Genomic DNA, 14,794 nt, shown 5'->3' on the forward strand with positions numbered 1-14,794 from the left:
GGCTCACATGAAAACCCACTACGCACGGATGGCAAGACTGGCAAGCATCGCGGCACCGGCCCGGAACCCGGACCTGCTCGCGGCGCAATTCCGGGTATTCGCCGGCCAGCTCCCGGTGATGTACCTGATCCTCATCTCGAGCACCTGGAGCCTCGCCGTCACGCACCTGGGCAGCGCGCCGCTGTGGCTGACGGTCGCGATGCCGTGCGCGATGACGCTCGCGTCGCTCGTGCGGCTGCTGCACTGGCGCCACGCCCGGCTCCTGGACCCGACGCCGGAAACCGTGCTGCGCGCGCTCACGTTCACGAACTGGCTGGTGATCCCGATCGCGGTGACGTTCACCACGTGGGCGCTGCTGCTGTTCCCGTACGGCGACGCGTGGCAGAAGGCCCAGGTCGCGTTCTACATGGCGATCACGCTGATCGGCTGCATCTTCAGCCTGATGTACCTGCGCTCGGCCGCGCTCACCGTGGCCGTGATCGTCAACGTCGCGTTCATCGCGTTCTTCCTCTCGACGCGCCAGCCGACGCTCGTCGCGACCGCGGTCAACATGGCCTTCGTGTCGGCGGCGCTGATCGCCGTCATCTCGGTCAACTACCGGGGTTTTCTGGGCACCATCGAAGCCCAGGCCGAATCGCGGATGCGCGAGCAGGCGCAAACGCGGCTGATGCAGATGATCGACGACATGCCGGTGGCCGTGATGACGGCCGACCCGGAGACGTTCCGCATCAACTACCTGAACGCGACGTCGCGGAACCTGCTGCGCTCGATCGAGCACCTGCTGCCGATCCGCGCGAACGACGCGCTCGGCGCGCCGATCGACTTCTTCCACCCGCAGCCGCAGCACCAGCGCCGGCTGCTCGCCGATCCGGCGAACCTGCCGCATCGCGCCCGCGTCCGGCTCGGGCCGGAAGTGCTCGACCTCCAGGTCTCGGCCGTGCGCGACGCCGAGGGGCGCTACGTCGGCCCGATGCTGTCGTGGTCGATCGTCACGCAGCAGGCCGAGGCTGAGGCGCGCATCCACCAGCTCGCCCATCACGATTCGCTCACCGGCCTGCCGAACCGCGCGACGTTCCTCGCCGAATTCGACGCGAGCCTGCGCCGCTCGGACAAGGTGCTCGCGCTGCTGTTCATCGACCTCGACGGCTTCAAGCTCATCAACGACGCGCGCGGGCATTCGGCGGGCGACGAGGTGCTGCGCCAGGTCGCGGAACGCCTGCGCGGGCAGTGCCCCGAACCGGGCATGATGCTCGGGCGCATCGGCGGCGACGAGTTCGCGGTGCTGCTGCGCGACACCGATGCGGACGGCGCGATGGGGACGGCCGCGCGGCTCGTGGACACCCTCGTCGCGCCCTATGCGCCATCGCCCGACCGGCAGTTCCGCATCGGCGCGTCGATCGGCTGCGTGCTGGCGCCGCATCACGGCAACGACGCCGGGGTGCTGCTGTCGCGCGCGGACATGGCGCTCTACGCGGCCAAGAAAGCCGGCAAGGGCACGTACCGGATGTTCTCGCCGGACATGGAAACGAGCGCCCAGGAGCGGATCGCGCTCGAATCGAAGCTGCGGCTCGCGCTGGACGAGAACCATGGGCTGTACGTGTTCTACCAGCCGATCGTCGATGTCCGCACGCGTCGGATCACGACGCGCGAGGCGCTGCTGCGCTGGCATCACCCGCGCTCCGGCTGGATCTCGCCGGGCCGCTTCATTCCGGTGGCCGAGCGCGGCGGCCTGATCGACCGGCTCGGCCGCTTCGTGCTCGACCAGGCGTGCCGACAGGCGGCGCGCTGGCCGGACGGCGCGCGCGTCGCCGTCAACGTATCGGCGGGGCAGCTCGGCCACGGCACGATCGCGCCGGCCGTCGCGGCGGCGCTGGCCGGCGCGGGCCTCACGCCCGACCGGCTGGAAATCGAGGTGACGGAAACCGCGCTGCTGCACGACGAGGGCAAGGCCGTCGCGGACCTGCGCGCGCTGCGCGCGATGGGCGTGCGCGTCGCCCTCGACGACTTCGGCACCGGCTTCTCGTCGCTCGCGCACCTGCGCGCATTCCCGTTCGACAAGATCAAGATCGACGGCAGCTTCGTGCGCGATGCGGTCACGCGCCCGGACTGCGCCGCCGTCGTGTGCGCGGTGGCCGATCTCGGCAAGCGCCTCGGCGTGACGACCGTCGCGGAAGGCGTCGAGACGGAGGAGCAGCTCGCGACCATCACGGAAGCCGGCTGCCGCGAGGTGCAGGGCTTCCTGCTCGGCCATCCCGAACCGGGCGAGCGCGATGCGCCGGCCATCCGGTGGATCGAGCGGGCCGCGCTGGCCGCGAAGAAGCGGGCCTGAGCGGCGGCAGCCGCGCGCCGGCGGCGCACGGCCCCGTCAACCGCTTACTGCACCTGGAACTTCGGCGACGTCTCCAGCAGGCCGGCCATCTTGCAATCCGGCGACAGCTCCGTGAGGTTGAACGACAGTTGCGATTTCGGATCGCTCCACGCCGCCACGACCTTGGCCGGGCCGCAGGTGCCGAACTCCCACACCGTGACCTGCACGTTGTTGATCGTCAGCTGCGTCGCGCTGTCCGCCTGCCCCGTCCATGGCGACGCGCTCGACGCGCTGCCGGTGATGACTCCGCACAGGCCGCCGCCCGTGAACTGCGTCGACGTGATCGTCAGGATGCCGGACGACGTGATCGTGCCGTTGAACCTCGTCGTGCAGTACGTGTTGTTCGACCCCTTGATGAAGACCGTGAGGCCCAAAGCGGAGAACGGTTCGCCGTTGGGATTCATCGGCTGGCCGTCCGCGCGCGTGACGGTGACGGCGAATGCGGGCGCGGCAAGCGCGGATGACAATGCAAGCGCAGCAACTGCAGAGACGACTTTGCGAATCTTCATGGTACTGGCCTCATTTGACGAATGGCGGCAAGCCGCCGAATGTGCGGCGCGCGGGTCTCGCCGGGCGAGCACGACGCGCCGGTCGTCGCAAGGATCGACCGGCGCGAGCGGTCCGCGACGGCGCGCGGCCCCATCGACCGCTTACTGCACGCGGAACTTCGGCGACGTCGTCAGCGTGCCCCTCACCTTGCAATCCGGCGCCAGCAACGCGTTGATGAACGTCAGCGACGAGTTCTGATCGCTCCACTCCGACACGACCTTGCTCGGGCCGCAGGTACCGAGCACCCACACCGAGACCTTCGCGTTGTTGATCGTCAGCTGCGTCGCGCTGTCCGCCTGCCCCGTCCACGGCGACGTGCCCGACGCGCTGCCCGAGACGAGCCCGCACAGGCCGCCGCCCGTGAACTGCGTCGACGTGATCGTCACGATGCCGGACGACGTGATCGTGCCGTTGAACGTCGCCGTGCAGTTCGTGTTGATCGATCCCTTGCTGAGGGCCGTGATGCCCGATGCGGAGAACGGTTCGCCATTGGGGTTCATCGGCTGGCCATCCGCGCGCGTGACGGTGACGGCGAATGCGGGCGCGGCGAGCGCGGACGACAATGCAAGCGCAGCAACGACAGACACGACTTTGCGAATCTTCATGGTACTGGCCTCATTTGACGAATGGCGGCGAGCCGCCGAACGTGCGGCGCGCGGGCCTGGCCGGCCGTTGCGCCGCGGGAATCCGGACCGGATGACGTGAGGTTCAGGGCTTCCTGTTCGACCTGCCCGGGCCGGACGAGCACGATGCGCCGGATCGACCGGCGCGAGCGGGCCGCGGCGGCGCGCGGCCCCGTCAACCGCTTACTGGACGTGGAACTTCGGCGACGTCGTCAACGTGCCGTTCACCTTGCAATCCGGCGTCAGCACCGCGTTGTTGAACGTCAGCGACGAGTTCGGATCGCTCCACGCCAGCACGACCTTGCTCGGGCCGCAGGTGCCGAGCAGCGTCACGTTGACCTTCGCGTTGTTCACCGACAGCTGCGTCGCGCTGTCCGCCTGCCCCGTCCACGGCGACGTGCTCGACGCGCTGCCCGAGATGAGCCCGCACGTGCCGCCGCCCGTGAACTGCGTCGACGTGATCGTCACGATGCCGGACGACGTGATCGTGCCGTTGAACGTCGCGGTGCAGTTCGCGTTGATCCCTCCCTTGCTGAGGCCCGTGATGCCCGATGCGGAGAACGGTTCGCCGTTGGGATTCATCGGCTGGCCGTCCGCGCGCGTGACGGTAACGGCGAACGCGGGCGCGGCGAGCGCGGATGACAATGCAAGCGCAGCAACTGCAGAGACGACTTTGCGAATCTTCATGGTACTGGCCTCACTTGACGAATGGCGGCAAGCCGCCGAACTTGCGGCGCGCGGACCGGGCCGGTCCTTGCGCCGCGGGAATCCGGCACGGCGCCCGGCGGGCGCCGGCCGGATCAGAACTTGTAAGAGATGCCGACGAACGTGATCAGCGGGTCCGCGCTCACCTTCGAGCGCGAAGTCGCGAGTATCGAGCCGTCGGCCGCCTTGATGGTCGTCGTCGCATAGGTCTTGAGCGGCATGTACGACAGCGTCGCGGTCAGCCCCAGGTGCTTGGTGAGCGCGTAGCTCGCGCCGATGTTGTAGATCGGCGTGAACGACGACGACGACTTCGCCTCGACCGAGGTCGGCCCCGGCTTGCCCGCGCCCGCGGCAAGCACGCTGCCGAGGTTCTCGTTCACGTCGCGCACGAAGTTGCCGTTCAGCTGGATGTTCGTGAACCAGCTGTACGAGACGCCGACCCCGACGAACGGCCGGAAGCGTGCGGTCGGCTTGTTGAAGTAGTACTGCAGGATCACGGCCGGGCTCCATTGCCGCGCGTTCTTCACGGCCGGCTGGTTCGCGGCGGCGCCGAGATTGACGTTGCCGAGCGAGCCGCTCGGGCCGAACGGCCGGATCTCGCCGTGCCCCGTCAGCTTGAACTCCGGCGGAACGCCGAGCACCGACGTGACCGCGATGTGGTCGGTGAAGAAATGCGTGAGCGTCAGGCCGACCGTGTCCGCGTTGTTGACGGTGAGGCTCGTGCCCGGCGACGTGAACGCGCTCGGCAGCCGCAGCGGCCCGTTCATCGGCGAATCCACGACGTGGGTGGTCAGCGGGCCGCCCGAGCCTTGCGGCATCACGTGCAGCCAGCCGAGCGTCGCGACGTTGTCGCCCGCCTGCTGCGCAAACGCGAGCAATGGCGCCGTCGCGGCAACGCCGGCGGCAAACAGCTTCTTCATGAGATCTCCTCGCACGTTGCGTCTGCCGGCGTCACTGCACGAATGCGCCGATCGTGAAATACGGGTTGCCCGCGGCGCTCGTGTCGAGGAAGCCGAACACGCCGCCCGTGAACACGAACTTGCCGGTCGGCGGCCCCGACGCCGCATCCGCATGCACCGTCGTGACCACCCCCGGCACCTGCTGCGTGTAGTCGAGATTCAGCGCGCGCGTGAGCGCCGCCTGCGACGCGTTGAACGGATCGAGCAGCGTCGCCTGCGCGCCGACGAGCGCGGTCGCCCGATAGTCGAGCCGGCTGTCGACGCCGGTGTACTCGCCGTTCTGCGAGCCCAGGACGATCGCGCTGCGCGGGCCCAGGATCGAAATGCCCGATTCGTCGTCGGCGGACGGCGCGCCCTGCGTCAGGTCCGCGTTCGCCGCGCCCGTGCGGATCAGGATCGGCACGAGCTGGTTGCGCAGCTTGCCGACGATCAGGTTCGCGCGCCCCGCCTTCGCCGGATCCACGGCGGCCAGCGTCGCCGGAACCTGCGGCAGGTAGTTGGCCGACTGGAAGGCCGGCACGTCCGCGCGCAGCGTGAAGTTCTGGTTGACCGCGGCGGACGACGCGAGCGGCGCGCCGTCGTTCTTCACGCCGAGGTTGTCGGTCTCGACGTAGCTGCCGTCGGCGTGGATCGTCACCGACTGGTCGATCGCGACCTGCGTGAAGTTCTGCGACGGCACCTGGTGATAGCCGAGCTGGTTGTACGTGCCCGCGATCTTCGACAGGTCCGTCTCGACCTGCGCGAAGCTGATGAACGGGTAGGTCGGGAACGTCGTCTTCGGAATCCGGCCGACGCCGATCACGCCGTCGAACTGGATCGTCGCGCCCGGAATCGCGCCGCCCAGCACGCCCTCGCCGAGGAACATGCGCGCCGGCCGCGCGGGATCGAGGCTCGCGTTGTTCAGGCGGAACGTGCACTGGTTCAGCTTCTGCGTCGGCAGCCCGGTCTCGTCGGACAGCGTGCCGGTCATCACGTTGTACGGCGCGACGGCGCGCGTCGGCTGCACGGTGCCCGTCGTCGCCGGCACCGGCGACGCGAGATAGGTGATCTGGTAGGTCATCTTCACCGTGTCGAGCTGCACCTTCACGAGCTCGCCGGAACCGGAGCCGCCGATGAACGCGGTGTTGTAGTCGATCTGCTGCGGGCACAGGCGCACGACCGGCGCCGGCGGCGGGTCGCCGTCGCCGCCGCATGCCGCGAGCACCGGCGCGCATGCGGCGGCCGCCATCCAATGGGAGATTTTCATAGGAATCCTGTTTATGTTGACGAAGGCGGCGGCCTGCGCCGCCTCGCCTGACGAACGATTACTGGACGAACGCGCCGACCGTGAAGAACGGGTTGACCTGGCTGTCGTTCATGACCATCGCGTAGACGTTGCCGATCTTCACCGCCCAGCCGGTATCGCCGTTGCGGATGATCGCGACGTTGCCGTCCGCGTTTCGCGCGTTGAAGTCGCGCGTCGCCGTCACCTTGATCTTGCCCGGCGTCGCCTGCGAATAGTCGAGCGCGAACTGGCCGGTCACCCCGGATGTCTGCGGATTGATGAACGCCGCCGTCGCGCCCTGGAACAGCGTCGACGTGTAGTTCGCGGCGATCGACGAGATGGCGGTGCCGTCCGAGCAGTTGCCGGCGGACGGTTCGAAGAACCCGGCGCTGTAGGCGCCCGGCAGGTTCGGGTGCGGCTGCGAGCTGTCGAATGCGGGGCCGCTCTGCGCGGGTCCGCCCGTCGCGCCGTTGTTGGTGACGACGCCGCATGCGGACGCGCTCGTCGCGCCGATGAAGCCGCCCTGCATCGCGTTCGCCGGCAACGCGGTCGCGGGCGCCAGCACCGAGATGCCGACCTCGGGGTCCGCGACCGAGCCGAACGGATTGCCGGGCGCCGCAAACGCGTAGCCGACGCGGATCACGACCGGCACGCGCACGCCGTTCAGCTTGCCGACGATCATGATGCCCTTCGCCTGCGTCGGCGTGAACGCCACGGTCGGCTGCGTCTGCCCGGCGCCCGGGTACGCGCCCCCCGCCGAGCGGCTGACGAACACGTTGTCGGGCGAGCCGTCCGCATTCGTGCGCAGCGTCCACGGCGTGCCCGTCGTCTGGCACGAGTAGTCGCTGCCGGCCGTGATCGTGCACGAGCCGTCCGCGTTCAGCGTCTGGTTCCAGTTCACGACGTCCGGCTGCCAGCCTTGCGGCTGCGTGCTCTGGAACGTGGTGCCGGACGGCTGCAGGTGGATGCCGAGCTCGTTGTAGTTGCCGGCGACCTTCGAGAAGTCGGTTTCGGTCTCAATGAAGCCGATGAACGGATAGAAGTCGAACGAGCGCGACGGCACGACGCCGATCGTCACGCCCGGGATCAGCTCGATGCCGGCGAACGCGATCGTCGCGCCGGGAATGCCGCCGCCCACGACGCCGTTGCCGACGAACAGCATCGGCGGATCGGTGCGATTGATCGTCACCGCATACGCGCCGTCGCTCGTCGCGCCGCTGTCGAGCACGAACGCGCAGCGGTTCTGCTCGGCCGTCGGCAGGTTGGTCGGACGGTGGAACGCGCCGCTGATCGTGAGGCCCGCGCGCGTCGAGTTGATCTGCCCGGCCGACGTCGGCACCGACGATTCGATGAACTGCATCTGATAGGTCTGCTTGGTCGTGTCGAAGCGCACCTTCACGTATTCGCCGCTGCCCGCGCCGCCGGTGTAGGTCGTCGTGTAGTCGAGCGCGTCCGGACAGAGCTTCGCGACGACGGGCGGCTGCGTCGCGGGCCCGCTCGGCGGGCAGGTGCTGCCCGAGCATTGCGAAACGTTGATCGGCGCCGGATCGTCGCCGCCACCGCAACCGGCGATGAACGGCGCGGCCAGCATCGCGCAGGACAACAAGGCAGACAGCCCAGGCTTGAAACGCATCAGCCCCTCCTAATGATGAATGTGTGTCTCGTCGGCGCGGGCTCGTCGGCCCGTCGCCATTGATGCCGGCCGCCGTCGACCGAGCGACGTGTCGGCGACTGCCGGATGGCGCCCCGGCCGCCAAGGGCCGTGAGCGTGCATGCGCGGCCCTCGCGCGCCGGTCATGCGGCGGCGCGCGAGAGCGGAAATCGTGGCGGTGGAATGCGCCGGCTAGAAACCGGTTGCGCGGGATGGCGGTGCGTTGCGTGCGCGGCCCTGTCGGGCGGTCCGCGCGGAATGGTGTTGCGTCGTCTGCCCCCAGCCTCGGTGTCTCATCTCGGTCTCCGTTGGTTCGCGGCGCTCGTGACGGCGCCGCGTTATTTGCGTGAAACTATGATCCGACGAATGCGGCATGTAAATTGATACCGAATTCCAAACATTGCATCACACGAGAGGCTACCGGCACAAAGGGCGTTCACGATTTTTCAAACAGCATACAGATGTGTATCGAACCGTCGGCAGAGGTGCATTTCCGCTATGAAGGATAATGCGGCGCTCGAACGCGCCCGCCGTTCTCCGTCGCACGACTTTGCATGTGATGGCAATTTCGAACACAGTCCGCCGGACTGTGCACACGAACGGTTTTTCGGTCGAAACCGCGCTGAGCCACGAAAAACCGTTCGATCGCATGGTTTTTTCGAATTTTGAAGCAGATCTCATCAAAACTCGCCGATCGAACAGTTTTGGCTTGATTTTCGCGGCTTGGATGCAATACTGTGTGATCGTACAGTTTCTTATTTTGCCGCGACGAAACGCACCGGCGCCGCGCCAACTGCCCGGCCCGCCGTTTCCATCGCTGGAGTCCGTCGACATGCGTTACACGATCGAACAAGCGTCCGACCTCGGCGGCGTGATCCGCGCCGCCCGGAAAGTGCAGAACCTGCGCCAGGACGATGCCGCCGGCAGCGTCGGCGTCAGCGAGTCGTTCATGGTCAAGGCCGAGCGCGGGGCGGACACCGTCCAGTGGGGCAAGGTGTTCCAGATCCTGCAGGGGCTCGGCGTGCGGGTCGTCGTCGACATTCCCGACGCGAACGACGAACTCCTCCGCAACCAGTCGGCCAAGGCGAGCCATCGCGCGAGCATCAGGGAACGCCGCGCCGCCGAGCAACTGTTGCTGCGCACCGATGCCGCTTCACCGGCCGAATCGGCCGACGCGGCGCGCCTGCTGAAAGCCGCCAGACTGCTCGTCGCCGACGCCGACGCGGAAACGGCGGCGGAATCCGCCGCCACGCCCCCGCGCGCGAGGCGTGGATCGCAACCGTCCGGCCCGAGCGCCGCGTCCCGCGCGCTGGACGTCGCCCGCCGCGTGCTGGCCGACGCGCACGCGCCCCGCCCGCCGCGCGGCAACCCCGCCGAACCAGGAGACGCGGAATGACGGGGCGCACACTCGTCGCGTCGATCGACGGCCAGCGCATCGGCACGCTGCACGAGCACCAGAACCTGTGGGCGTTCGAGTACGCGCGGTCGTGGCTCGACCATCCCGCCCGCTTCGCGCTGAGCCCTCACCTGCCGCTGCAGGCGGACGTGCTGCGCGACGGCGCGACCACGCGCCCGGTGCAGTGGTATTTCGACAACCTGCTGCCCGAGGAAACCGTGCGCGCGCTGCTCGCGAGCGATGCGGGACTGCCCGACATCGCCGACGCATTTGCATTGCTCGCGCACTACGGCCGCGAATCGGCCGGCTCGGTGACGCTGCGCGCGCCCGACGATCGCGCGGACCCTGACACGCGCCTGCGGCCGCTCGGCGACGCGGAACTCGACGCGCGCATCCGCGCGCTGCCGACGGTCCCGCTCACGCATGACGCGCCGAAGAAGATGTCGCTCGCAGGCGCGCAGCACAAGCTCCCGGTCGTGCTGCGCGACGGGCAGCTGTTCGAGCCGAGCGGCCAGGCGGTCTCGACCCACATCCTGAAGCCGAATCACCCGCACGCGCACGACTACCCGCATTCGGTCGTCAACGAATGGTTCGTGATGACGCTCGCGCGCCGCGTCGGCCTCGACGTGCCCGACATCGAGCGCCGCTACGTGCCGGCGCCCGTGTACGTGATCAGCCGCTTCGATCGCGACGTGACGGAAGACGCAGTCGAACGGCGTCACGCGATCGACGGCTGCCAGGTGCTCAACCTGGCCGCGACGATGAAGTACAGCGGCTGGTCGCTCGACGCGCTCGCGGCGCTGGCGAACGCATGCCGCGCGCCCGCACCCGCGCGGCTGCGCATCTTCCGCTGGCTCGTGTTCTGCATCGTGGTCGGCAACGGCGATTCGCACCTGAAGAACCTGAGCTTCCTCGTCGCCGACAGCGGCCTGGCGCTGTCGCCGCACTACGACCTGCTGTGCGACGGCGTGTACGAAACCGCGACCTACAGCCCGAAAAGCCGCTGGCCGGATCTCGCCGAATTCACGCGGCCGGTGGCCGGCGTGCGGCGCTACGCGGACTTCACGCGCGACGTGCTCGAGCAGGCCGGCGCCGCGCTCGGGCTGACGCGCGCGACCGCGCTGCGCCACGTCGATGAATTGCTGCAGCGCATTCCCGCCGAGGCCGATGCGCTGCTGCGCGAAGTCGGCCGGGACAACGACGCGATGATCGCGGCGCGTCCCGAACTGACGGCGACGCTCGGCGGCGAAGTCCACCTGTTGCGCGCGATCCGCCATATCGTCATCCACGAGATGGTCGCGCGGTTGCGGGCCCGCTGACGCACGTCACCGCCCGAACCGACGCACGGACCAATTGGGGCCGTTGACGGCAACGCGACCATACAAACGTGCCGCCGTCGCGCTCAATCGGTTCCGTACCTGATCGATCTCGGACCGTACAGCAGCCCGTTCGGCGGCCCCGCGGACAACAGCCGCTTGCTGGTCAGCCCGGCCACGTCATGCGCCTCGTCCGTCAGCGAATGCGCGACCTGCTTGACGGCCGCCTGCACGAGTGCCCCGACGATCCCGAGTCCGTTGACGCTCATGTTGTTGCCGACCTCCTTGCCGGTCGCCCGGCCCTCTCCCTGCCACAACACGTCACCGGTCTTCAGGTCGACGAGCTTCGCCGACGCCGCCACGATCGTTGTGCTGTCCACCACTTGGTACACGGATCCGTACTGCGTGACCTTCGAATACAGCGCGGCATCCGCGCCGAAGATCTCGCGCAGCTTGACCGGCGACGCACCCTGGATCTCGGCGGCGTTGGCCAGGCCGTTCTGCTTGAACGTCTCGGCCATCACCGCCACCGGCACCACGTAATAGCCGGCCTCGGCGAGCGGCAGCGTCATCTGCGACAGCATCCCGTAGGTCGCCGCGACGTCGTTGGTTTCGTTGACCGGCGGCAGCACGAGGATCGAACGCGGCTGGCTCTTCTTGAACGCCGTGTAGTCGGCGTGCTTCACCGGCTGCGCGCAGGCGCTCAGCAGCGCGACGATCGACAGCACGGACAGCAGCTTGAATGAAATGGTCTTGAACATGGCGTACGCGTCACTGTTGGGTGGTTTTCTGCGGAGCGGATTTCTTTTTCATCAGGAAATCCATGTAAGCGGACGATTCCGGAAACAGCTGCTTCTCCGCCTGCAGTTCCTGTTCGGCCTGCTGTTCGCTGCCGACGCTCGCGTACAGCATCCCGAGATGCGCGTGGAAGCCCGGCGGCGGCGTGTTGCCCTTCGCCCGGATCTGCTGCAGCGCCTTTTCGAGCGCGTCGATCTGCTCCTGCGGCGACGTCTTGCCCTTGAAGTACTCGTACACCTGCGGCTGGTAGCCGTTCCATTGATAGAGCGGCGGCGTGGTCGGCGCCGCGCAGCCCGCGAGCAGCAATGCGGCGGCCGTTGCCGGCAGCCAGATACCCCGTTTCATGGTCATTTCTCTTCTTGTTGATGTGGTGAATCGGTGAAGCCGTGACGCTTACTTCGCCGGCTTCAGCGCGCCGGCGTCGACGTGGTCGACGAGATGGTTGACGGCCTCCTGGATCGCGAGGTCGAGCACCTTGCCGTTGAGCGTCGAGTCGTAGCTCGCGGTGCCGCCGAAGCCGATGATTTCGCGGTTGGACAGGCTGAATTCGCCCGCGCCCTGGCTCGATGCGATCACTTCCGACGTCGTCGTGTCGACGATGTTCAGGTTGACCTTCGCGTACGCGACCTGCGTCTTGCCGTTGCCGAGGATGCCGAACAGCTGGTGATCGCCGACGTCCTTGCGGCCGAATTCGGTCACGTCGCCCGTCACCACGTAGTTCGCGCCCTTCACCGCCTGCGCCTTCTTCATGAAGCCGGCTTCCTGCTTGATCTCCTCGAGGTTCTCGCGATCGAGCACGTTGAAGCGGCGGCTCTGCTGCAGGCGCGTGACGAGGATCGTCTTCGCCTGGCCGCCGAGGCGGTCGATGCCGTCCGAGAAGATGCCGCGCATATAGCTCGAACGGTTGTCGAACTTGCCGACCGCGATCGCGACCGGCTTGCCCGTGTACGGGCGCTGCGCGCTGCTGACGACCGGCACGTCGAGCGTGCGCGACGATTCGGTCGCGCAGCCGCCCAACCCCACCACGGCCGCGGCCATGACAGCCGGGAAATATCGTTTATATCTCCACACTTCAAATCCTCCCTGACAAAAAATCCAAAAAAAGCCTTTGGGGTTTCAACGTCTTCAAACCATCAGAATTGCGCCGTCAACTGAAATCCGACCGTAACGCGCGCGGTCTCGAACTCCGACGGCTTGTAGACCGGCGTGCCGGCGAACATGTCGTACCCGTAAGCGCCGAAACGCGTCGCCATGCTCCCCTTCACGCCGATCACCGCGCCCGCGAGCTGCGTGCCGACCAGCGCGACCGGCTGCGGGCCCCACACGCGGCCGTAGTCCAGCCCCGCATAGATCGCCTGCCTCGTCCGCCCGACCGGCATCTGCAATTCATTGCGCCAGTAGAAGCCGCGCGCGGCCGCCAGCATCGTTTCGCCGTCGAAGCCGCGCACCGTGTAGCGGCTGCCGATCGTCAGGTCGTCGATGTAATACAGCGTGTTGCCCGTGTATTGCCCGTGGAAGGTCGTCACGTAGCGAAACGGTTGCCGTGCGATCGCGAACGGCATCGACAGGTTCGCGTCGAGGACCGCCATCTTGTAGCGATATGTCGGGCCGCCGCCCTGGGCAAGGGAGTCGTCCTGCGCGCCGAACCAGTCGACGCCCTGACGATAGGCGAGCGTGCCGTCGAGTTGCGCGCCGCCGAAGTAGTGGCGATCGGTCAGGCCGATTTCGACGAACGTGTTGTTGCGGCGTTGCTGCGGGATCTCGGTGTCTTCGATGAAGCTCCGGCCGAAGCGGCGCGACAGCCGGAGCTGCATGCCGAACACGTCGTTCTGGCTGCGCGCGAGCACGCGATGCAGCTTCAGGTCGACCGTTTTCGAATTGCCGCTCGCGACGAAGGTCTGGTTCACGCCGGCGATCTGCTGGTAGTAACTGTTCGTGTATGCGGACAGCGTGGCGGTCCAGTAGCCCCACGGGATCGAGTAGAAGCCGTTCCAGCCGTGCGAGCCGAGCCGCTTGTCGCCGAGTTCGAGATCCTGGCTCACGCCGAGGTTGAAGATGTCGTTCAGGCCGAGCGGATTGTCGATGCCGAGCGACAGGTTGCCTTGCAGCTTGCCGGTCGCGCGCGTGCCGGAGTTGTCGATCGACGCGACGACCGTCCACGGTTTCGCACGCTTGACGTCGAGGACGACGTCGCTTTCGCCCGGCACGTCGGCCGGGACGATCTGCATCGACACGTCCTGGCTCGATACGCGCTTCATCTGTTCGAGACCTTGCTCGAGGGCCCGCAGGTTAAGGAGGTCGCCATCGCGAGTCGGGAATGCGGATTTCCAGGTGCCGCGCGGTCTTTCGTCGGCGAAATGTACGCGGCGGATCACGCCGGGGATCAGGGCGAGGTTCAGCGTGCCGGTGGACAGATCCTGCTCGGGAAGCAACACGCGCGTCGTGATATAGCCGCGCGCCAGAATCGCTTGCGACAGCCCCTTGACGAGCACGTCGATCCCTTGCTTGCCCACGCATGCCCCAACGTAGTGTTCAAGCCATTCGCGGGCAAACGCGAAGCGATCCTGCGGCAGCGTCGACGCGCCTTGCGCCTTTACTGCATCGGACACTGCGCCGGGAACGTCGAGAGCAAAGCGATCGATACGGAAGCAAGACGATTCCTCGGGCAACACGGGGTACGCTTCGACGCGCGGCACCTCCGAGCGCAATGACGGAGCGTGTACCACTGCGTTGCGCTGCTGCGCTTCGTGTTGCTGCTGAACCTGTCGGTTTTGTTCAGCGTTGGCGCGGGCTGCCGCGGCTTCCTCGGCTGGGGTTGGCCGCTGCTGCTGCGCGTGGAGCGCGAGTGATACCAAGGCGAGCGGTAGTGCCACCAGCCTGAAAGAGGTCTTCATAATGATTTTTCGTCGCAATCTCTTAGCGGCGCATTCGAATACCAATCCTATTTCCGCGCCGGCCGATTTATTAATTTTCGAGGCACTTATTATCGATCGTTCTTTTCCCGAAGGTATCGCATGAGGCCAAACACGCAAAATACCAATCCCATGATCGAACCACGAAGCATCACAAAACGGATGTCTTCGCGGCTCCACTGGTAATTTCCGTGATAAAAGACCTCAGCCATGAGCACAACTACTATCTTGATAATCGCAACGCAAGCGATCG

Annotated in this window: 12 protein-coding genes and 1 pseudogene; 3 read left to right on the top strand and 10 right to left on the bottom strand. The window is 67.1% G+C overall.

Features of this window, described 5'->3' with window-relative positions; all coding sequences use genetic code 11:
• Positions 1–7 precede the first annotated feature (7 nt).
• Positions 8–2,329, top strand: a complete 2,322-nt coding sequence (locus B7P44_RS34645) for a putative bifunctional diguanylate cyclase/phosphodiesterase (protein ID WP_084910548.1) — start codon at positions 8–10, stop codon at positions 2,327–2,329.
• Between the two features lie 44 nt (positions 2,330–2,373).
• On the opposite strand, the gene B7P44_RS34650 is transcribed toward B7P44_RS34645, so the two are convergent.
• The 6 genes from B7P44_RS34650 to B7P44_RS34675 form a co-directional block, all read right to left on the bottom strand.
• Positions 2,374–2,877 (bottom strand): PraA/PraB family alkane oxidation protein activator, encoded by a 504-nt coding sequence (locus B7P44_RS34650; protein ID WP_084910550.1) that lies wholly within the window; start codon positions 2,875–2,877, stop codon positions 2,374–2,376.
• Between the two features lie 141 nt (positions 2,878–3,018).
• Positions 3,019–3,522 (bottom strand): PraA/PraB family alkane oxidation protein activator, encoded by a 504-nt coding sequence (locus B7P44_RS34655; RefSeq protein ID WP_084910551.1) that lies wholly within the window; start codon positions 3,520–3,522, stop codon positions 3,019–3,021.
• A gap of 201 nt (positions 3,523–3,723) precedes the next feature.
• Complete coding sequence (locus B7P44_RS34660; RefSeq protein ID WP_084910553.1) at positions 3,724–4,227, bottom strand: PraA/PraB family alkane oxidation protein activator; 504 nt, start codon at positions 4,225–4,227, stop codon at positions 3,724–3,726.
• Positions 4,228–4,340: 113 nt separating this feature from the next.
• On the bottom strand, positions 4,341–5,165 hold the full coding sequence (locus tag B7P44_RS34665) for an OmpW/AlkL family protein (RefSeq protein ID WP_084910555.1): 825 nt from the start codon (positions 5,163–5,165) through the stop codon (positions 4,341–4,343).
• A 31-nt stretch (positions 5,166–5,196) separates the two neighbouring features.
• A complete protein-coding gene (locus tag B7P44_RS34670; protein ID WP_084910557.1) occupies positions 5,197–6,450 on the bottom strand; it encodes a DUF2957 domain-containing protein in 1,254 nt (417 codons plus the stop codon).
• A gap of 58 nt (positions 6,451–6,508) precedes the next feature.
• Entirely contained in the window at positions 6,509–8,101 is a 1,593-nt protein-coding gene (locus B7P44_RS34675; RefSeq protein ID WP_084910559.1) for a DUF2957 domain-containing protein, read from the bottom strand.
• Between the two features lie 850 nt (positions 8,102–8,951).
• Between B7P44_RS34675 and B7P44_RS37850 the strand changes: the two are divergent.
• Positions 8,952–9,239: pseudogene (locus B7P44_RS37850) on the top strand (helix-turn-helix domain-containing protein); the annotation flags it as partial.
• Between the two features lie 272 nt (positions 9,240–9,511).
• Positions 9,512–10,834, top strand: coding sequence for a HipA domain-containing protein (locus B7P44_RS34685; protein WP_084910562.1), 1,323 nt, complete (start codon positions 9,512–9,514; stop codon positions 10,832–10,834).
• Between the two features lie 83 nt (positions 10,835–10,917).
• Here B7P44_RS34685 and B7P44_RS34690 read toward each other — a convergent pair whose 3' ends face one another.
• From B7P44_RS34690 to B7P44_RS34705, 4 genes are all read right to left on the bottom strand, one after another.
• A complete protein-coding gene (locus B7P44_RS34690; RefSeq protein WP_084910565.1) occupies positions 10,918–11,592 on the bottom strand; it encodes a DUF799 domain-containing protein in 675 nt (224 codons plus the stop codon).
• Positions 11,593–11,602: 10 nt separating this feature from the next.
• The gene (locus B7P44_RS34695) at positions 11,603–11,974 is read right to left on the bottom strand and encodes a DUF4810 domain-containing protein (RefSeq protein ID WP_084910722.1); all 372 of its coding nucleotides are present in this window, start codon (positions 11,972–11,974) and stop codon (positions 11,603–11,605) included.
• A 48-nt stretch (positions 11,975–12,022) separates the two neighbouring features.
• Entirely contained in the window at positions 12,023–12,667 is a 645-nt protein-coding gene (locus tag B7P44_RS34700; protein ID WP_084910567.1) for a CsgG/HfaB family protein, read from the bottom strand.
• A gap of 95 nt (positions 12,668–12,762) precedes the next feature.
• The gene (locus B7P44_RS34705) at positions 12,763–14,523 is read right to left on the bottom strand and encodes a ShlB/FhaC/HecB family hemolysin secretion/activation protein (protein ID WP_084910569.1); all 1,761 of its coding nucleotides are present in this window, start codon (positions 14,521–14,523) and stop codon (positions 12,763–12,765) included.
• Between the last annotated feature and the right edge of the window lie 271 nt (positions 14,524–14,794).

It is taken from the genome of Burkholderia ubonensis subsp. mesacidophila (assembly GCF_002097715.1).
GTDB classification, from domain to species: domain Bacteria; phylum Pseudomonadota; class Gammaproteobacteria; order Burkholderiales; family Burkholderiaceae; genus Burkholderia; species Burkholderia mesacidophila.